The organism is Ruegeria sp. C11 (assembly GCF_056537725.1).
The window spans coordinates 24,479-43,328 of the sequence record NZ_JBQFSB010000014.1; the positions used below are offsets into that span (position 1 = coordinate 24,479).

The window sequence follows — 18,850 nt, forward strand, 5'->3', positions numbered from 1 at the left end:
TACTCGTCCCTGAAATTGAATGGTAACTTATTATAAAGGGTAATTATTTTCCAAACCTGGACTCAAGATAGGAGCGGGTGGCGGCCAGCCCGGCATCAAGGTCATGAACGGGCGCATAGCCCAGTCGGGCGCGGGCGTGATCGATCCGGCAGTGCCCCCGGGTCGAGAACAGCTCCAGCATGTAACGATCAGGATATACTTCGCCCTGCGCAGGCAGTCGCCGTTTCACCGCGCGCACCAATTTTTCAAACCTTTCCCTGCCAATCCAGGTTCGCGCAGCGGCGCTGATCCGGGCGGCCAGCGGAGGTGTATCGGGCACTTCGCCCTGCTCCTCGGGCGGCAACCCGGCCTCTAGCGTTGCAAGCGGGATGTGACGCACCGAGCCCCGGCCCATGATATAGCCGTAACCGGCCAGCAGATCCGACCAGGCAAAGGGGTCAGCGCCTGAGATAATGAACCGCTCCTGCCCCAGACCTTCCAGCCGTGCCGCACACAGCATGGCCTGAACCAGATCGTCGACGAAAACTGCGTTGCACAGCCCCTCAGGCTCCGGCAGAACCACGCTGCCCGCAGCCATCCAGTCGGCCAGCCGATCAGTCCAGAGCATGCTTCCGGGGCCGTAAACCAGCGTTGGCTGCAGAATCGCAACCGGGCAATTCCCCTGTATTAGAGCCTGTTCCATGGCCATTTTGGCCTGCCGGTACGGCGTGCCCCCGGCTCCGGACAAGGGGCTGTCCTCGGTCAGGTCATCCTGCGGCCAGCCGTCATAGACGACGATGGAACTGATATGGATGATCCGCCCGATCCCCGCGGCATCCGCTGCCGTTCTGAGTACGTCAAAAGCGGCAAGGTTGTCGGCGGCTGGCGCACGCATGTCATAGGCAAGATGAAACAGAACCTCCTGCCCGCGCAGGGCGGATTCCATGGCGACCCCGTCGTCAAGCGAACCGGTTATGACATGCACTCCCCTCGCCTCAAGCGCCTGCGCCCCGTGACGGCTTCGCAGCAATGCGGTGACCCTGGCACCAGCCTCAAGAAGGGCTGGAACAAGCCGCTTGCCGACAAAACCTGTAGCTCCGGTCACGAAGACGGCCTTGCCGCTGAGATGGTCCGGTCCGGCGGCTGTCACGGTCTCTTGTCCTTCGTCAAATCCACGGTCCCCGGCGATGCGTTGTCTTTGAGAAACCTAGCGCAGGGGCACAGCCTATGCTACTCCGCTTGAAGGTGAATTATTGTTAGAGATGCCGGGTGTAGCCCTGTTGCGCGCCCGCGATTGTTAATGAGGAATTGAATGAAGATCGGTGTGATCGGGGCGGCCGGAAAGATCGGCCAGATGCGGGTTCAGAACATTCTCGAGTCTCCTGACGCCGAATTGGCGGCGGTTCTGGATCTGGAGTTTCATCGCGCCGTGGCTGTGGCGGATGGTGCGCCGGCCTTTACCGATCTGGACCGGTTCTTTGCTACGCCGATGGATGCGGTGGTGATCTCGACCCCCGCGCATGTACGTGAACCGCTGTGCCTGCGCGCCTTTGACGAAGGGCTGCATGTGCTGACCGAAAAACCACTGGCTCCGACAGTAGAAGGAGCAAGGCGGATCGTTGCGGCGGCGGAAAAGGCGGGCAAGGCTTTGGGGGCAGGGTTCAACATGCGCTACTACCCTTCCTTCGCCCATGTGAAAGAAGTCGCTACATCCGGTGAGATCGGAGAGATCGACCATGTCCGCATCTATGGTGGCCATGACGGTCTGGGGCATTTCACCCACGACTGGGAATACAAGGCCGAGTTTTCCGGGGGTGGCGCCCTGTGGGATGTGGGCATCCACATGACCGATATGGCGCGCTTCATTCTGGGCGAAATCACCAGCGTTTACGGGGTGACCAGCAACACGGTCTGGAATGTGCCGGGGTCGGAAGACAACGCAATGGCGATCTTCAAGAACCCGGATGGCATCGCGGCGATCTATCAGGCCTGCTGGAATGACTGGAAAGGCTATCAGAGTGTGATCGAGGTTTACGGATCGCACGGTATGGTGCGCGGGGCCTATGCGCCGATGCAGAACCTTGTCATCACCATGGACAAGCCGGGTGGGGCACCCAAGCGGGTGCGCAAATTCTATCCGGAAATCATGGTGCGCGAGAAACTGAAATCCTGGAAGACGACTGCTATCCTGTCCTTTGGCGAGGAATTGGCCGATTTCATCCGGCTGACCCGAGGCGAGACGGGTCTGAACTGCGCCGATGGTTATGCCGGTCTGCGCGCGGTCGAGATCGCCGCCGCCGTGCCGGAAAGTTCGCGCAGCGGACTGCCGGTTGAACTGGACAATCTAGGGGACATGAAAATCCGATGAGCAGCGATCCAACCCTTTCCATCGTTCTGACCATCGTGCAAGGCGGCAGCTATGTGCGGGATTTCCTCGAAGCGGTGCGCAGTTTTGACGAACCGCCGCCGCTGGATGTGATCATTCCCTATGACGCTAGCGTCGCGGATGTGGCCCAATACGCCGATGACTACCCCGAGGTGCGGTTTCTGGACCTTGGCGTGATCAACCCTATCCGTCCGATTACGTCCGAGGCGGGCAAGCACGAGCTTTATGATCGCCGCCGCTCGGCCGGGCTGGCCGCGGCCACGGGTGATATCATCGGCATTCTCGAAGATCGCGGCCTGCCGCAATCGGACTGGGCGCGCACCATCGTGCGTCTCTATGCGGAAACCGGCAAGAACGTGATCGGCGGCGCGATCGAATGCATGGAGCCGGTCAGCCCGCTGAACTGGGCCTTTTACGTCACCGATTTCGGTCGCTACGGGCGACCGTTCGAAACCGGCCCTGCCGACTGGGTGTCGGATGTGAACCTGACCTACAGCCGCAAGGCGCTGGATGAGACGCAGCACCTGTGGAAAGACCGTTATCACGAACCGATCGTGCACTGGCATCTGATCGAACAGGGCGAGGAACTGTGGCTGTCGAACGAAGTGGTCGTACATCACCACCGGCCCAAGGCAACCTTCCGGGAGTTGCTGCCCGAGCGGTTCGACTGGGGCCGTTTGTTTGGTGAGATCCGGGTGCGCAATCAAAGCAATGCAAAACGCCTGATGCTGATCCTGGCGGGGCCGCTGATCCCGCCGCTGCTCTGGGTGCGCCACTACAAGCTGCAGGCCAGCAAGGGGCGGGGCATGCGATATCTCAAGACGTTGCCTTATGTCATGCTGCTGTCAACGGCATGGACGTTGGGCGAGGTCTGGGGCTACATCACCAAACGCCCCTGATAGGCGGTGTCACCCTTGGCGGCCAGCCAGATCGTAATAGGTCTTTTCGAACTGGCGGTGCACCCAATCCGGATCGAACCGGTCTTCCCGGCTGCGTTTCAGGGCATTTTCCGCAAGGGCGCGGCGGCGGTCCTCGTCTGACAGGACATCCGCCACGGCTGCGCAGATCGCGTCGATATTGCCGATGGGGACAACCGCGCCGACACTGTCGTCGATCAGTTCGACCACGCCCGAGCAGGCGGTGGCCACGGCGGGGGTTCCGGCCTGAAACGCCTCGGCGATGGTAAAGGGCAGCGCCTCCCACCGCGAGGTCAGCAGGAACAGGTCAGCCGCGCGCAGGTGCCGGATCGGTTTGTCCGTGCGGCCAATGAAACGCAGGTGCTTGCCGAGGCCCTTTTCCTGCGCCAGCGCATGCAGTTGCGCCTCGTCCGGTCCGTCGCCTGCGACGATGAAACGGTAACCGGGATGGGTCTCTTTTATCCGCGCGACGCAGTCGATCAGGATGTCGATCCCTTTCTGCGGCAGCAGGCGGGCCAGCGTGACGATCACCCTGTCGCCATCTCCAAGCAGATCGGCGCGCAGCTTTGCGATCTCTTCTGGGCTGTCTTCGGGCGGGGGTGTGACGCCCAGCCCTATGACCTTCAGCTTGTCCTGAGGCACATTGCCGATGGTGGCCAGATCCTCGGCCGAACGGTGGCTGGGCGTGATCACCAGATCGCATTTTGCGGCAATCCGGCCGAATGCGGCGATCCGCTCGGGCTCGGATCCGTGATAGGTGACAGCCACCGGAATGCGCCGCCCGGTGCGGGCCAGATTGGCGACCAGCGCAGGCGCGGATTCATGGCAATGGATCAGGTCGGCCGGGTTTTCCGCCAGCCAGCGCCGCAACCGCCAGGCTGCGCTCGCCGTATGGCGCAGCCGGTTGGCGATGCTGCCCCCGTCGCCCGCGACATAGCGGGTCGGCAGGTCCAGAAACCCCGATTGCCGGTTAGGCCCCGCCCAGATATCGGCCGTTCCCGCCAGCGTGACGCGATGGTTTCGCGCCTGCAGCCAGTCGCTCAGACCAAGGATATGCCGGGTGATGCCACCCATGCCGAACTGGGTGCCCATTTCGACGACATGAAGGGGTTTTCGGGGGGGGGTGGTCTGCATCTGAAGCGGTTTCGGGCCAAATTTCTGAACTATTTCCCGATCATAGCATGTGCGCCGCATTTGCACATGCTGTGGTCACGGCCTGTGCCAGCCCGCATGTATTTGCAGCATGTCCGCAACACCGGGTGCGATCCGGGCGATCGCACGGCTTGTGCCTTTCGATTGTTGCCTGGATCGTGTTTCATACCGGAAAGTCATTGGTAATCTGGTATATTTCGCATGCAGTCGTTGCGCATTTTGATGTTCACCACATTTTACCCGCCCTATTCCTTCGGAGGTGACGCCGTGGGGATTCAGCGCATGGCCCGGGCGCTGGTGGCGCGGGGACACGATGTGACGGTGGTGCATGACGAGGACAGCTATCTGATCCTTGGCGGCAAACCCCAGCCCGAGGGCGACCCCGACGGGGTGCGGCGGATCGGGCTGCGCAGCCGCAATGGAATGATGTCGAACCTGCTGACCCAGCAGCTTGGCCGCCCGGTCGTTCATGCCGGCCGCATCCGCGAGATATTGGCCGAGCGGCAGCCGGATATCATCTGGCACAACAACACCTCGCTGATCGGTGGGCCGGGTCTGTTGCCGATGGGCGAGGGGCTGAAGGTTTATGAGGCGCATGAGCACTGGCTGGTCTGCCCCACCCATGTTCTGTGGCGGCACGGGCGCGAGCTGTGCGACGAGCGCCAATGCCTGCGCTGTGTGCTGAGCTACAGGCGCCCACCGCAGCTGTGGCGTTACACCGGCGCGCTGGACCGGGCGCTGGATCATATGGATCTTATTATCGCCAAAAGCGAATTCAGCCGCGCCAAACACCGTGAATTCGGCCTGCGTCAGGACATGCAGGTGCTGCCGTATTTCCTGCCCGATATCGACCAGAACGCATTGCCGGACCCGGCAGCGCATGAGCGCCCGTATTTCCTGTTTGTCGGGCGTTTGGAAAAGATCAAAGGGCTGCAGGACGTGTTCCCGGCCTTTGACCGCTATCCCGATGCCGATCTGCTTATACTTGGTGATGGCGACTATGCGGATGAGTTGAAAAAACAGGCTGCGGGCAATGACCGGATCAAATTTCTGGGTCGCAAGACGCTTGAGGAACTCAACGCCTATTACCGGGGCGCCATCGGGCTGATCGTGCCGTCGGTCTGTTATGAAACCTTCGGCATCATCTTGATCGAAAGCTTCCGTCTGGGAACGCCGGTGATTGCCCGTCGGTTGGGTCCATTCCCCGAGATTGTCGAGCGGGCAGGGGGCGGATCGCTTTTTGAAACCGAAGAGGATCTGATTGCGGCGATGCGCGATCTGCAGCACCAGCCGGATCGCCGCGCAGGGCAGGGAGCTGCCGCGCGCAAGGCATTCATCGATATCTGGCACGAGCCCTCGGTGCTTCAATCTTATGGCGCCGCGCTGGCTCGAGCAGCGCATGCAAAAGGGGACCGGTCACTGGCCCGGTCGCTGGAGGCAGGGGCGTTCGAGTTTGGGTTTAAGTAGAAAATAAGGTATAGTGCCATGGAAACCTGGGGGGGCTTCCTATGGTGTCTCACAGCGCTTCGGGCGGCGAAGCGATCAGGCACTCGTTGTTTTGGCGCATTGCACGTCGGGCGTTGCGGTTGCTCTGGATAGTGTTTCTGGGCCTTTCGATTATCGCAATATTGGTACTTGGCGCGATCGCAACGACGCTGATCGCCAATGCAGCTCTGCGTGATCTCGATTCCGTCATGAGGGCAACCGAAAAACATGAAACCCTGCCCGAGCCGGATCTTTCACGTATCAAGCGCGTGGCGCTTTTTGTAACGGCTCAGTTTCTGCCCTTGCGCCAGCCCGGTGATGAACTGGTTGTAGCGGGCCGTGTTTTTCAGGATTGCGCAGACTGCCCTGAAATGGTCGAGGTTCCTCATGGCTATTTTCTGCTCGGTACGCCGGTTTTCGAAGAAGGGCGCTATATGCACCTGTTTGAGTTTCCGCCGCTTCGGCAGAACCTCAAATTTGCCAATCAGGAAGGTCCGCGACGGTTGGTCCGCATACCCCAGACATTGGCGTTTTCCCGGTACGAGATCACTTATGGGCAATGGCGGCAGGCTCAGGCAGATCCAGAATGGCTGGCGATAACCGGACGGGATCCGTACTTTCCCGATCTGGAGGCGGATTATCGTGATGACCAGCCCATGACGATTGTCGAATGGCGTGATGCAAAGGCCTATGTCGACTATCTCAGCGCGAAGACGGGGCACACCTATCGTTTGCCGGCAGACGCTGAATGGGAATATGCCGCCCGGGCCAGGACGGTAACGCGCTTTCCGTGGGGAAATGACGTGGGAAACAACAATGCCGTTTGCGTCAACTGCTCGTCCATATGGACCGAACGCCGCCCGGCGCCGGTCGGAGTGCACCCGCCCAATGGTTTCGGCCTGTATGACATGCACGGAAACGGCTTCGAGTGGGTCGAGGATTGTTACGAGGCGTACCATACTTCCGCAAAGCGCGACGGCTCTCCTAATTCCCGGGAGATGTGCGAATTCCGAACCCTTCGTGGTGGTGAAGCGGCTTCATCTGCCTGGCAAAGCCGATCAGGATATCGTGTCGATCCGCATTACAACAACCGCGACTACGGACATGCGATCCGGATCGTCCGCGAACTGGACTGACGGCAGGATCCGGTGTCAGGGGGCCAGCGTTCCGATGCGATGGGCGTTGGCCATGACCGAGAATGTGATGGTCGTTGCCGGAATACTGGGCAGGCTTGAGGCGTCGACAAGATGCACCCGCGACAAACCCTTGGGGCGCCCCAGAATATCGGCCTGTCCCGAACCGGGTTTTCTGGCCATCGGAACCGACCCACCCACGTGAAAGCTGGACCCCGCATCACCCGGACGGCGGGCGAAGCTGAGTGGCGAAAGCCCCGCCAGTTTCAAAACCTGTGAAAGCCGGGATGTGGCCAACCCGATAACCTTTTCGGTTTCGTCATTGCCTATAACCGTCGGGGCGAGCCGCCCATCAGTAGACAGTGTCAGGTCGATCCGGGCCGAGTGTGCCGAATGCAGAAAGGCCTGCGCCACGATCAGCCGCCGGGCCAACATCTTCCACAAGGGGGCAGAACCCGGCAATCTGGCACCGTAACTGCTGATCAGATCATGGGCGTAGAATTCGTTCCAAGTATAGATCTGGGCATGCACGAGGTTTGGTGAAATGTCCGGATCATCCAGTTCGATGAAAATCTGCGGCAAGGTGTGATAGGGCCTCTGGTCGACGCGGCGTGGTGCGCGCCAGCGGTGCAGGCTGGGCAGAAAGAAATGCTGACTGTCCTGCAGCCGCAAACTTGCCGTGGGGTCCGGAGATGACGTCAGAAGCAGACGCGCCGTTTCCAGAACACCGGCGGCAATGAAGATACGATCAGCCCGCAAGGTTTCACCGCTGTCCAGCAGCACTGTCACGTGGTCACCGTGTTCCTCGAACCTGCAGGCAAGACCGGCACGATGGCGGAAGGCAGCGTGATGCCGCAGATCGCCGAGGGTTTGTCTGGCGGAATATATATGACCCCACGGGCAGCCGTGCAGGCATTGGCCACAATACCGGCAGCCGGGATCGACGGCCAATCGCGCCGCACCTGCGCGGGTGTGCAGATCTGCAAGCCCGGTTTTATGGCGGCTCAGCAGATCCAGCATTCGCTCGGCCTGTGGCGATGGGGCCAGTGGCACTCTTTCCTGCATCGAAAAGGCGGGGAACAGGGTCTGTAGTTCGTCCACTTGGCCACTCACGGGCAGAAATTTCGCGACCGCCCGGTAATGTGGTGCCAGATCCTCGATACCAAATGGCCAGTCGGTGATATCGGCGGCACGGTTCGGCAATACGGCCGAGCCCCAGAGGTTGGACAGCCCGCCTTCGGCGTGTGAGGCGCGCAAGCCGATCCCTTCGGTCGAAACCAGCGTCTTTTCACCGGGTACCATGGCAAAATCCGAACCGAACCTGCGTACCTGTCCGGGCGGCGTATCGAACTGTGGCGCCTGCCAGCTTTGCTGATCGGCGGCGGACCAGTCGTCCGGGTCCAAAGCTGCCAGATGATCGCGACGCTCCTGCGCTGCGGCTTCAAGCTTGCGGCCACCGTCCAGCATCAGAACCTGACGGCCACGGTCCAGAAGGGCAGTGGCCACCGAGACCCCGGACGGGCCGGACCCGATCACCAGATCGGTCACGGCGCGCTACCTGTCTGGATCGGCGTCTGTCCGTTCATGCGGAGACCGGACGTTTCATTTCGACGACAATGTCATCAATGATCTGCTGCAGCGAACGCATCGGGCGGAACCCGGTGACACGCTCCAGTTTCGAGACATCGGGCAGGCGGCGCTGCATATCCTCGAACCCTTCGGGATAAACCGTGTCATAGGGAACACATTGGATTTCCGAGGCAGAGCCGGTCGTCCGGATGACCTGTTCCGCCAGGGCGCGGATCGTGACCTCCTGATCCGTTCCGACATTGAAGACGTCGCCGCGCGCGTCCGGCAGGATCATCAGTCGGCACATGGCTTCGACCACATCGGCCACATGGCCGAAACAGCGCGACTGTTCTCCGGTGCCATGAACCATCAGTGGGGCGCCCTCCAGCGCGGCCTTCACAAAGTTTGGCAGCACCATGCCATAGCGCCCCGTCTGTCGGGGGCCTGTGGTGTTGAAGAACCGCAGAACCGTGACCGGCAGGCCGGATTCCCGCGCATGCGCCAGCGCCAGAAACTCGTCCAGTGTCTTGGCGCAGGCATAGGACCAGCGCAGATTGCGCGTGGCGCCAATGGTCAGGTCGCCTTCTTCCTGAAACGGGAAATTCGTGCTCTTGCCATAGACCTCAGAGCTTGAGGCGATGAAGGTGTGCGTGTTGTTCACCAGCGCAGCATCCAGCACGTTTTCGGTTCCTGCCACATTGGTCAGGATGGATCGGCTGGGTTCGTCCATGATCAGCTTGACGCCAACGGCTGCGGCCAGATGAAAGACGACATCGGCGGGGCGCACCAACTCGGCGACCAGTTCCCGGTCAAGAATGCTGCCTTTGACAAAGGTGAACTCCGGATGATCCGCCACAGTGGCAAGATTGGACATGAGCCCGGTCGAAAGATCATCGAGGATCGTGACCCGATGGCCTTCGCGGATCAGCCGTTCCGTCAGATGAGAGCCGATGAACCCGGCGCCGCCGGTAACCAGAATATGCATGTGTTTGTACCAGTCACTTTTTGAGAACCAATTTGCCGGATTTTACGCGTCTGCCCATGTGTCCGGCCATAGCTACGGGCAGAAAAGAACTTGCTCACCATGATTTTCCCCGCACCATTGCACGGACGTTCCGCATTATTTTGCGGGCCGTAAGATATGGGCCGCCCCGCCCGGCAAGATGTGCCCGCCAGCGGGCGATGTCAGTGAAATAGAACATCTCAAGCCGGGGCAGATCATGGATGTCATCCCCCGGTCCGGCCACACCCAGCCTTGTGCCGACTGAGGTGTCGTAATGCTGCGCGATCTGTCTGAGCACGCTGTTGTTCGACGCACCGTATGGGGGCGCGAAATGTCGGATCGGTTGGCCAAGCCGCGCGGCAATGTCCTGCCCCGATCCGGTCACTTCCTCCTCCAGCGTTTCCGGGTCCAGCGTGGAAAGATCGGAATGGCTGATACTGTGCGCGCCAAAACAGACCCCTTCACCGGCCAGTGCTGCGACTCTGTCCCAGTCCATCAGGGGGCGGGGCGGGGTATTGCCTCCGGCCCAGCTGTCCGCACCACCCATCAGGCCCGAGGGCAGATAGACGATCGGGCAGAACCCGTGATCACGCAGGATGGGCCAGGCGGTATCGGCGAAATCGGCAAACCCGTCATCGAAACTGATGATGACCACGCGGTGGTCGGGCGGATTGGCCAGAGCGTCCGGCGTCACCACCGGCAGGCCGGAAGCGGCCAGTGCCTGCATTTGTGCGGCAAAGATGTCAGGCGCGATCGAGGTCGGCCCCGGCGCATCCGAGATCGAGTGATACATCAGGATATCGGCCTGCCAGTCGGGCATGGGTCAGTCTTCCACCACATGGGTGGCGAAGACCTCGCGATAATTGTTCCATTTCGCACGGTCGACCCGGCCCTTGTCATCAATGCAATCTGCGGCCCCATAGGCCATGGCAAAGGCGTGATGGGTATTGTCATGGGCGAACAGGCCCTGTCGTCCAAATACGAGCAATCCGTCCAGATCTGAGAGCCACTGATCCACCGTATCGAACCGCGCCTCGTAACCCACATCGTAAACCGGGTAGGCGTGGCTCAGCCGCCGGGTTTCGCAGCGGCGCACCGGCACAGTAACCGGCAGACCCAGCTGGCCCAGCCATTTGGTGAACTCCTGCCCCAGTTCCTCGTCGGACATGGACCACCACTTTTCATCCGGATCGCAGGGCAATTCGGCGCACAGCACGGTGACACCCTTTGGCTCGCCACTGGCGTTATAGTTCTTGGGTTCCGACATCCGGCTGATCGGGATCGACAGCTCCGGGAAATAGTGTGCGTCGAACTCGGTGAACTGGTCGGTCTCAAGAACCAGATACAGCAGGATCATGCCCCGGAAGCGAATGGCACGGGCGGCCTCGACCACCTCGGGCGGGGGCGCGTCGATCAGGCGTGTCAGCCCGGTCAGTGGAATGGTCGACAGGATCAGGTCGCCGGTCAGTTGCCGTTCGTCTTCGCCTTCACGGATCGTCAGGCCGGTGATGCGGTCGCCGTTCCGGTCGATCCCGGTGATCTCGGTGTTGAACAGGAACTCAACACCGGATGCGCGCGCACTCTCCTGCATCGCGTCCGAGATTTGCCCGAACCCTTTGCGCGGATAGAAAAACCGCCCGGCGGTTTCACTACGCAACCCCGGCAACAGGCGCAGCATCTTCATCAGGATCTTGCCGACCGATCCGCTGCCGACCCGCCGTTCGGCCAGCTTGACCGCCAGCTTGTCCGGGTCCAGCCCCCAAAGCTTGCGCACGTAGGGGAAATAGAAATTGTCCGAAATCGTCGGTCCCAGCCCGTCATAAAGCACGGTCGAGAATGTCTCTGCCCCCTGATTTTTCTTGCGGAAAGGTTTCAGCACCATGTCCCCGATCAGCGACGCGGCAAAGGGTTTGGGCAGGCGCATCAGCGCATCGGTCAGTTTCAGCGGGAAGTGAATCCACTTGCCACCCAGCCGGATGCGCCCATGGCGCGGACGCAGCAGCAGATCGTCACCCAGCAGGGCTTTCACATCGGCCAGAACCTCGGGTTCTGCTGCCGGATGAAACCGGTGCGAGCCATAGTCGCAGATCACGCCTTCAACCGGGAATGAGGCCGAATTGCCGCCTGCAATGGGGGCGCGTTCGATCACGGTCACCTTGGCCTGACCGGCAAGGGCATGGGCGGCGGCCAGTCCGGCGGGACCGGCGCCCAGAATGATAATGTCAGGCTTGCCGCCGCTGCCATCGGATTGGGAAACGTCCGTCACGTGCGCAGTTCCTTTGCTGGCTCGGAATGTATGTGTCATGTCCGGTCAGGGTCTGAGATGCAGACGCGAGATCATGTCGGCGATCAGTCCCAGCGACCAGATCATGATCGCCGCAAGGAACGAGAAAACAGCGGTTTCACTGAGGTTCCACTGTGTCAGGTCATAAACTGTCTTGAAAAAGCCCAGAGCGAAAAACGCCAGCCCCAGCGGGATAAAGACCCGGAGCGGATTGAACAAAGTACTGATGCGCAGGATCAGGATGATGAAGTTCAGAAAGTCGATCGGCCGGATTTTCGATTTTCCCACCCGCTTGCCGTATTCGATCGGCGTATAGATCATCCGCTTGCCGTTCGAGGTCATGCACAGCGTGATCGTGGTGGTGAAGGAAAAGTTCTGCGGCAGCAGCGGCAGGAACGGGATCAGCTCGGATTTGCGAAAGACGCGCAGGCCGGAATTGAGGTCGTTGATCTTGCGCTCGGCCAGGAACGAAGCAAAGGCGAACAGGAATTTCTTGGCCGGTTTCCGCAACAGCGGCACGTTCTTCATCGCGGCGCCCCGGTCGCCCACCACCATATCCTGATCGCGGCACATGGCCAGCATGCCCGGCAGGTACCGCGCGGGATAGGTGCTGTCGGCATCAAGGATCGCCACATATTCATACTGGGCCATCCGCACGCCGCGCTTGAGGCTGGCGCCATATCCGGAATTGACATCGTTGAATGTGACGGTGGCGCCGCTGGCTTCGGCCTCGGCGCGGGTGTTGTCCTGACTGGCATCGTCCACCACGATGATCTCATAGGGAATACCCAGCGGCTCGAGATGGCTGCGCACATCTTCGACAGTATGGCGGACGGCGTTTTCCTCGTTATAGGCGGGGATGACCACGCTCAGGCTCATGCCTGTTGTATTCGCCATAGTTGGCTCATCGGTCGCGGCACTGCCCGCGTCGATCCGCTCTGCGACTTTGTTCATGAAAATAGAAACCCTTTATTCACTCAATATATCCTGTCCCGTGCCCACCCGCATGACATGTGTGACATAAGGACCGCTACGGGGGTAATTCCCTGTACTTGTATAGTATTCGAACACGCACAGACTGAACATAGTCAATAAATTTGACCAAATTCGACCGTTTCGACGTCAAGTTTTGTACTTGTTCACACTGCATACAGCGGATGCGGACATTTTGAGACCGTTGTCACCCGGCAAGCAGCCGGATGCGGATGGAAAAGGTTATAGGAAGAGGGCCGATGTCAGGGCGGCAGAATTTCACCAGCGGGGTTGCCTGGATGTCTGCCGGGATCTGGGTCGAGCAGGCGTTCAATTTCATCATTTTCGCCATTCTCGCCCGGCTTCTGGGGGTCGAAGCTTTTGGCCTGTTGGCGATGGCGGCCGCCTTTGTGTTGTTTTCCGAATTTCTGGTGCGTGAATCCATCTCCGAGATATTGCTGACTCATGAGGAGTTGTCGTCCGAGCGGTTGAATTCGGTGTTCTGGCTGCTGGCGCTGCTGGGGGCCGTTCTGACCGTACTGCTGTATCTGGGTGCAGGGCCGGTTTCGGTGTTTTACGAAGAAGAACTCGCAGGTCAGCTGCTGATCGGTTTGTCGCCGACAGTGCTGATGATTTCGCTGACGGCCGTGCCGGTGGCGATCCTGCGGCGTGAGATGCGGTTTCGTGTTCTGGCGCTGCGCGCAGCACTGGGGGCGGCCATTGGCGGGGTCGTCGGAATTGGCATGGCACTGGCGGGTTACGGTGTCTGGAGCCTGGTCGGTCAGCGGCTGGCGATGACTGCCACGAATATCATAATGGCCTGGGGCGCAGTGTCCTGGCGGCCAGCCCTTCGTGTGTCGCGGGAGCATATGCGCGACATTTTGCATTTCAGTCACCGGATCATCGGATTGCGCGCCGCTGAACTGGCTGCGGTACAATCGCCCGCAGTGGTTATCGGCGCGATGCTGGGGCCGGTGCAGGCCGGGTACTATTCGATCGCATGGCGAGTGGTCGAGATTGCTTCGTTCCTCATGATCACACCTTTGCGTACCGTTGCACAGCCCGCCTTTGGGGCGGTGGCACGGGGTGGGGGTCAGGCAGTGGAGCTGCTTTTTGATGTCATGCGCCTGACCGGGTTCGTGGCTTTCCCGGCCTTTGCCGGGCTTGCGGTTCTGTCGGAACCGGCGCTGGTGCTGCTTTTCGGTCAGAAATGGGCTCCGGCGGCCCCAGTCCTGAGTCTGATGTCGGTCTTTGGTATGTATCTGTGCGTCGAGAAGGTGCAGCAGACCTTTTGCCTGGCCGCAGGACAGGCCGGGCGGCTGGCATTGCTTTCCTGGATCGAGGTGGCGCTGGCTGCTGCGGCGATCACCCTTGCCGCGCCGTATGGGCTGACGGTTGTGACAGCCGGTTTTGTGGCGGCGTTTCTCATCGTATGGCCGTTCAAATTCGCCAATCTGGCTGCCATCTCGGGGCAACCGGTTCTAAGCCTCGTCTCGCTTCACGCCTTACCGCTGGCAACGGCAGGGATCATGGTGGTGGGCGTTCTGGGATGTGTGCGGGTCCTGAACGGTTGGCCGCAAATCACGTTGCTGATTGCCGGGACGCTGGCCGGGGTGGCGATTTACACCGCGCTTGCGTTTTTGCTCATGCGAAGCAGGTTTACCCTGCTCAAAGTGCTGGCCGGGCAGACATGAACGGATCGGATTACCGGGCTGGTGGAATTTGTGCTCTTCGTGTTGCCGGAATTCACTAGGTGGCCTGTATGTCCTGGCTGAAGGCATCAGGCGGCCCGGGTTCCACATTTGCATAAGATGCGGGGCTGAAGCGCATATAGGCAACGATCAGGATGCCCAGCAACAACACCAGATATGCCCATCGAAGCAGCCCCATCCCACGCCAGATGCGCCTGACCGGGCCAAAATTTGTGGCATTCGGGGTCAGCTTGGCGGCAAATATCAGTGCACCGCTGCAGGCGACGCCAAAGGCCGTGAGACCCAGAAGAAACCAAATCACTTTTGAAAATGTCCCGCCCCAGGTGCCGAAATGCAGCACTTCCATCAAGTGCAGCCAGCGCGCCATTCCACCAGAGTCATCCGGCGTGAAGGCCCCAAGAATTTCGAGGGTTGCAGGATCAATGGATACTGTGCTCGCGCCACTGAATTCCGAAAACCCGGCCTGATGGCCGACAAAATTGAGACTGCCGTATTTATGGCCGGGAATGATCAGGACCGCCGGCTTGAAATCCGGAAGTGCGGCACGGGCCTTTTCTTCGGCGGCATCAATGATCGCTGAATTGAAGTCTCCCGGCAGAGCGGTTTCGCGGTCTGCGGGGGGGAGGGGTTTGGGTGTCGTGCCATCAAACCCCAGGTCAAACAGCAGGAAATAGAAACTGGTTATCGCAGTTATGACCAGCAGTGGTACTGCCCAGACCGCCAAAAGCCGGTGAGTACCACCGGCCCAGGGTCTGAGACCACCTGAGCGGTTTGGCCAGCGAAAGAGGCCTTTCCAGAAGCGCCGGTAAGTGATGAGGCCGCTTACGGCCTGAAACAGAAGCAGGACGGATGAGGCGCAAATCAGGAGATAGACGGGTCGTTTCGTTGTCAGAAACGTATCGTGGAGATCGCGCAGAATGTTGCGGAAATTTGTATCGGCGGTCTCTTGAACAACATCCCCGGTTTTGGGGTCCGTCCAATAGCTTACATTTTTTCCCCGCTCCGTGCGGCTGTAGGTCCGATCCACGAACCAGGGGGCAGGGCGCTTTTCAATGGCAAGGATTGTGCTGTCGGGATGCGCCTTTTTGATACTGTCATAGATCATGCCAAAGCTGGCGGTACGTTCCTTTTGAGAGATGGTGGTCCAAACCGCCGGTCGGGCAATCGATTCCAGCTCATTGCCAAAAACGAGCAATGTGCCTGTCAGAAACATGAAGGCAAAAAAGATTGACAGGTGCAGGCCAAGCCATGTGTGAAATGTGAATAGCCGGTTGCGGATTTTTCGGTTCATATGAATGACTGGTAGCTAATGAGCTTCCTGAACACTAAATGAGATTGACGCCTGATAGGCAATGCGACTGAAATGCTTTTTTGCACGGTTGAGATTACAATATGCTCTTTTGCACCCCTATCATGATGGCGGATTTATTGATCGCAGGCATTGAGGCGAAAGCCGGATTCGCTGGAGCCACTGAAACAGAAGAGCAGGCATGACCGCCGATACACGTCAAAACGCGCTTTATTGCGGTGATCCGCAGATGCAGTTCTCCAATCTGTTCCGCCGGGATGCTGCCGGTGGGTATACCGCGCTGTTCAGAGGGCGATCCGTCTCCTGGAGCTATAATACCCGTGTGGCGATCCGGGCAGCATGCGATTTGCTGGAACTGCAATCCGGAGACGAGGTCCTTGCTCCGGCCTATAACTGCGGATCGGAGCTTGATCCGTTGATCGATGCGGGTGTTTCGGTCCGGCTTTATCCGGTTGCTGAAGACCTGATTGCCAATCCCGACCGGATCGCGCCGCTAATAACAGAGCGGACACGGGCGATTTATGTGACGCATTATTTTGGTGTGATCCAGCCTTTGCTGGCAGAGTTGCGTACGCTGTGCGACCGGTACGGGTTACGGCTGATCGAGGACTGCGCTCTCAGCCTTCTGAGTGGCGCCACCCCGGCCGAAGGTCATACGGGTGATGTCGCGGTGTTCTGTTTCTACAAATTCGTGCCGGTGTTGGGGGGCGGAGCACTGGTGATCAATGCGCCGGATTTAAACACCACCCATCCGTTTTCGCAGCCCGCCCCGCGCAAGACGGTTGCCAAAGCGCTGGCGCGCGCCGGGTTGGCGAACGTGCTGGGGCCAAAACGTGCAAGGGGGGTGCTGCAGGCGCTGCGCGGCAGAGATCAGGTGGCGGTTGAACCGCCTTCCTCAGATGATCCGCTGGAGGATATCCCGGGGCATTACTATTTTGACCCGGCCCTGCGCGATGCCGGGATGAGCGCGTTCGCGGCCCGTCCGTTGCGGGCATTTTCCGTTTCCGAAACCATTGCATCAAGGCAGGCAAACTGGCGGCGCTATCGGGATATTCTTGATGGTGTGGCCGGTGCGCGCATGCTTGTACCGGAGCTTGCGCCCACGACCTGCCCGTTGAACGTGCCGGTTCTGGTGGCCGGACGCGACCGGGTTGTGCAAGGGCTGCAAAAGAAGGGGATCGATGCAACACCCTGGTGGGCAGGATTCAATCGCAATCTCGACTGGACAGGTCAGGACGAGGCAATGGCGCTCAAGAACGATGTCCTGTCTCTGCCGCTGCACCAACATCTGTCCGATGCGCATATCGACTATATCGTATCCGCACTGAACCAAGAGCTTTCGGCCTGAGATCAGAGCGCTTTCGCAGCTTTGGATCTGATTTTGGATGCAAGCTCCAGTGCCAGGCTCTCAAAGCCTTTCGGCTTCCCGGAAAGGCGCCAGAGCAGAAGGTGCGTTCCGACATAGGCGCAAACGCCGACCAGCACCTTGACCGAGAATCTGATACGCAACAGGGGCAGATCATCCACCGTTTCATAAGCCCAGCCCACGGCGTCGACACTGCCGTAGGCGCTGCTGACAAACAGGACTGCGGCCAGCATGACAAAGGTGGACACAAAGGTGCGCCAGGCCACCAGGATAGGCGTCAGAAATCCTCCGGTTCCAAAATCTCTGGCCATGACAAGCGCCAGCCCAATCCCAAACAGGCTGCCGGCGCCAGAGCCGAGGATCGCGCCCAGGAAGCCATGGTTCGACCCCAGAAGCATGAACAGGATCGTGACAACCAGAAGGATGCTGTTGCGCAGGAACAGGCGTTTTGTATCGCCCTGCACATAGCTTGCGGAACGGACATTGGCCTGCAGCGTTTCCATGGCTTTCAGTGGGGCCAGTACCCAGATGACTTGCGATGCTGCCAGCCATTCGAAACCGGCAACGACAACGATCAGGTGGTTTGCAACCAGGGCCATGCCGACACTGGCCGGGACGATGATGCCCAGCAGAATGGCATTGGCCTGTTCAAAAGCCTGCCGGTCGGTGCCCATGGTCCTGGCGGCGCTGGCAAGGCCGGGATAGATCACCCGTTCCAATGGCCCGATGATCTGGCTGGTGAACAGGGTTACGATGCGATAGCCAATTCTGAAAATACCCGCATCCGCAAGACCCAGCGTACCCCCGATGATGATCTGGGGCATGTTATTGATCAGGAATTGCGTGATCTGAACGCCCAGTGACCATGACGATACATTGATGCAGTCATGCCAGCATTTCAGTGTCAGCCTGGGCCGCATGGGGGCAACGGAAAAGCTCCAGATCACCCGGATCACCTGGGTGATGATGCTGGCCACGACGATGGCCCAGAAATCGCGCCAGAGCCAGGCAAGGCCAACCGCCAGAAGTGTATATGCCATCCTGCTGATCGTTTCTTCGCCCGCTACGAAACCAAAGCGCAGATTCCGTTCCAGCAGGGGGAAACGTGTGCTTTTGACGGAGCTCACAATGGCGATGACGCACAGCGCCGGAATGAGCGAGGTCAGCTCTGCCAGGCCGAAGAACTCCATCAACGGGCCGCTGGCCCAGATCAGAACCGCTGCGGAAACTCCAAGCAGCAGTTGCATGGTGAACACCGTGTTCAGATGGTCGTCGGTTATGTTGGGCTGGCGGATCAGGATCATCGATACAGCGCGCTGGATAATTTCCAGAAACGCGGCAACGATTATGAAATAGGCGATGACGCCAAAATCCGTCGGCGTCAGCAGGCGCGCGGTCACGGCAAGTGTTACAAGACCCAGAATCTGACTGAAGACACCTGAGGCGAACAGGGTCGCGGCCCCCTTGGTGAGGGCGGTGCCGCGGTCGGGTGTGCCGGAATGAGTGTCCGGCCCAGATTCAACAGAGCGTTTCAAATTTTCAAACTTTCCACATTCGCAACAAACTACAAATTAGCGCTCTAG

Annotated in this window: 15 protein-coding genes; 6 read left to right on the forward strand and 9 right to left on the reverse strand. The window is 59.7% G+C overall.

Annotated features, from left to right (window positions below; genetic code table 11):
* Nucleotides 1-43: 43 nt before the first annotated feature.
* Nucleotides 44-1,129 carry an NAD-dependent epimerase/dehydratase family protein gene (locus ACR0NA_RS19915; RefSeq protein WP_480732020.1) on the reverse strand — a complete coding sequence of 362 codons (1,086 nt, stop codon included), beginning with the start codon at nucleotides 1,127-1,129 and terminating at the stop codon, nucleotides 44-46.
* 162 nt (nucleotides 1,130-1,291) lie between these two features.
* Between ACR0NA_RS19915 and ACR0NA_RS19920 the strand changes: the two genes are divergently transcribed.
* Both ACR0NA_RS19920 and ACR0NA_RS19925 read left to right on the forward strand, forming a co-directional pair.
* A complete protein-coding gene (locus tag ACR0NA_RS19920) occupies nucleotides 1,292-2,347 on the forward strand; it encodes a Gfo/Idh/MocA family protein (protein WP_170656610.1) in 1,056 nt (351 codons plus the stop codon).
* Entirely contained in the window at nucleotides 2,344-3,264 is a 921-nt protein-coding gene (locus ACR0NA_RS19925) for a glycosyltransferase family 2 protein (protein ID WP_480732022.1), read from the forward strand. Before ACR0NA_RS19920 ends, ACR0NA_RS19925 begins: the two co-directional genes overlap by 4 nt.
* A gap of 9 nt (nucleotides 3,265-3,273) precedes the next feature.
* Here the strand turns inward: ACR0NA_RS19925 and ACR0NA_RS19930 are convergent, their stop codons facing one another.
* A complete protein-coding gene (locus tag ACR0NA_RS19930; RefSeq protein ID WP_480732024.1) occupies nucleotides 3,274-4,416 on the reverse strand; it encodes a glycosyltransferase family 4 protein in 1,143 nt (380 codons plus the stop codon).
* Between the two features lie 240 nt (nucleotides 4,417-4,656).
* On the opposite strand from ACR0NA_RS19930, the gene ACR0NA_RS19935 reads away from it, so the two are divergent.
* A complete protein-coding gene (locus tag ACR0NA_RS19935) occupies nucleotides 4,657-5,901 on the forward strand; it encodes a glycosyltransferase family 4 protein (protein WP_480732026.1) in 1,245 nt (414 codons plus the stop codon).
* Between the two features lie 41 nt (nucleotides 5,902-5,942).
* Nucleotides 5,943-7,055, forward strand: coding sequence for a formylglycine-generating enzyme family protein (locus ACR0NA_RS19940; RefSeq protein WP_480732028.1), 1,113 nt, complete (start codon nucleotides 5,943-5,945; stop codon nucleotides 7,053-7,055).
* 15 nt (nucleotides 7,056-7,070) lie between these two features.
* On the opposite strand, the gene ACR0NA_RS19945 is transcribed toward ACR0NA_RS19940, so the two are convergent.
* The 5 genes from ACR0NA_RS19945 to ACR0NA_RS19965 all read right to left on the reverse strand — a co-directional run bounded on the left by ACR0NA_RS19945 (nucleotide 7,071) and on the right by ACR0NA_RS19965 (nucleotide 12,862).
* The gene (locus tag ACR0NA_RS19945) at nucleotides 7,071-8,600 is read right to left on the reverse strand and encodes a GMC oxidoreductase (RefSeq protein ID WP_480732030.1); all 1,530 of its coding nucleotides are present in this window, start codon (nucleotides 8,598-8,600) and stop codon (nucleotides 7,071-7,073) included.
* Nucleotides 8,601-8,634: 34 nt separating this feature from the next.
* A complete protein-coding gene (locus ACR0NA_RS19950) occupies nucleotides 8,635-9,606 on the reverse strand; it encodes an NAD-dependent epimerase/dehydratase family protein (protein WP_480732032.1) in 972 nt (323 codons plus the stop codon).
* A 94-nt stretch (nucleotides 9,607-9,700) separates the two neighbouring features.
* Nucleotides 9,701-10,444: a polysaccharide deacetylase family protein gene (locus ACR0NA_RS19955; protein WP_480732034.1), complete on the reverse strand. Its 744-nt coding sequence runs from the start codon at nucleotides 10,442-10,444 to the stop codon at nucleotides 9,701-9,703.
* Nucleotides 10,445-10,447: 3 nt separating this feature from the next.
* The gene (locus ACR0NA_RS19960) at nucleotides 10,448-11,890 is read right to left on the reverse strand and encodes a protoporphyrinogen/coproporphyrinogen oxidase (RefSeq protein WP_480732036.1); all 1,443 of its coding nucleotides are present in this window, start codon (nucleotides 11,888-11,890) and stop codon (nucleotides 10,448-10,450) included.
* Between the two features lie 45 nt (nucleotides 11,891-11,935).
* The gene (locus ACR0NA_RS19965; protein WP_170656592.1) at nucleotides 11,936-12,862 is read right to left on the reverse strand and encodes a glycosyltransferase family 2 protein; all 927 of its coding nucleotides are present in this window, start codon (nucleotides 12,860-12,862) and stop codon (nucleotides 11,936-11,938) included.
* Nucleotides 12,863-13,140: 278 nt separating this feature from the next.
* Here ACR0NA_RS19965 and ACR0NA_RS19970 point away from each other — a divergent pair, with 278 nt between their 5' ends.
* On the forward strand, nucleotides 13,141-14,574 hold the full coding sequence (locus ACR0NA_RS19970) for a lipopolysaccharide biosynthesis protein (RefSeq protein WP_480732039.1): 1,434 nt from the start codon (nucleotides 13,141-13,143) through the stop codon (nucleotides 14,572-14,574).
* 55 nt (nucleotides 14,575-14,629) lie between these two features.
* Here the strand turns inward: ACR0NA_RS19970 and ACR0NA_RS19975 are convergent, their stop codons facing one another.
* Entirely contained in the window at nucleotides 14,630-15,883 is a 1,254-nt protein-coding gene (locus ACR0NA_RS19975; RefSeq protein WP_480732041.1) for a PepSY-associated TM helix domain-containing protein, read from the reverse strand.
* A 199-nt stretch (nucleotides 15,884-16,082) separates the two neighbouring features.
* On the opposite strand from ACR0NA_RS19975, the gene ACR0NA_RS19980 reads away from it, so the two are divergent.
* Nucleotides 16,083-17,249 (forward strand): DegT/DnrJ/EryC1/StrS family aminotransferase, encoded by a 1,167-nt coding sequence (locus ACR0NA_RS19980; RefSeq protein ID WP_480732043.1) that lies wholly within the window; start codon nucleotides 16,083-16,085, stop codon nucleotides 17,247-17,249.
* A gap of 2 nt (nucleotides 17,250-17,251) precedes the next feature.
* Here ACR0NA_RS19980 and ACR0NA_RS19985 read toward each other — a convergent pair whose 3' ends face one another.
* Complete coding sequence (locus ACR0NA_RS19985; protein ID WP_170656584.1) at nucleotides 17,252-18,802, reverse strand: oligosaccharide flippase family protein; 1,551 nt, start codon at nucleotides 18,800-18,802, stop codon at nucleotides 17,252-17,254.
* Between the last annotated feature and the right edge of the window lie 48 nt (nucleotides 18,803-18,850).

Coding starts and splice junctions, on each gene's coding strand:
- ACR0NA_RS19935 (WP_480732026.1), top strand. CDS start 4,657: ATGTTCACCACATTTTACCCGCCCTATTCCTTCGGAGGTGACGCCGTG.
- ACR0NA_RS19975 (WP_480732041.1), bottom strand. CDS start 15,883: ATGAACCGAAAAATCCGCAACCGGCTATTCACATTTCACACATGGCTT.
- ACR0NA_RS19970 (WP_480732039.1), top strand. CDS start 13,141: ATGTCAGGGCGGCAGAATTTCACCAGCGGGGTTGCCTGGATGTCTGCC.
- ACR0NA_RS19955 (WP_480732034.1), bottom strand. CDS start 10,444: ATGCCCGACTGGCAGGCCGATATCCTGATGTATCACTCGATCTCGGAT.
- ACR0NA_RS19920 (WP_170656610.1), top strand. CDS start 1,292: ATGAAGATCGGTGTGATCGGGGCGGCCGGAAAGATCGGCCAGATGCGG.
- ACR0NA_RS19940 (WP_480732028.1), top strand. CDS start 5,943: ATGGTGTCTCACAGCGCTTCGGGCGGCGAAGCGATCAGGCACTCGTTG.
- ACR0NA_RS19930 (WP_480732024.1), bottom strand. CDS start 4,416: ATGCAGACCACCCCCCCCCGAAAACCCCTTCATGTCGTCGAAATGGGC.
- ACR0NA_RS19980 (WP_480732043.1), top strand. CDS start 16,083: ATGACCGCCGATACACGTCAAAACGCGCTTTATTGCGGTGATCCGCAG.
- ACR0NA_RS19950 (WP_480732032.1), bottom strand. CDS start 9,606: ATGCATATTCTGGTTACCGGCGGCGCCGGGTTCATCGGCTCTCATCTG.
- ACR0NA_RS19965 (WP_170656592.1), bottom strand. CDS start 12,862: ATGAACAAAGTCGCAGAGCGGATCGACGCGGGCAGTGCCGCGACCGAT.
- ACR0NA_RS19925 (WP_480732022.1), top strand. CDS start 2,344: ATGAGCAGCGATCCAACCCTTTCCATCGTTCTGACCATCGTGCAAGGC.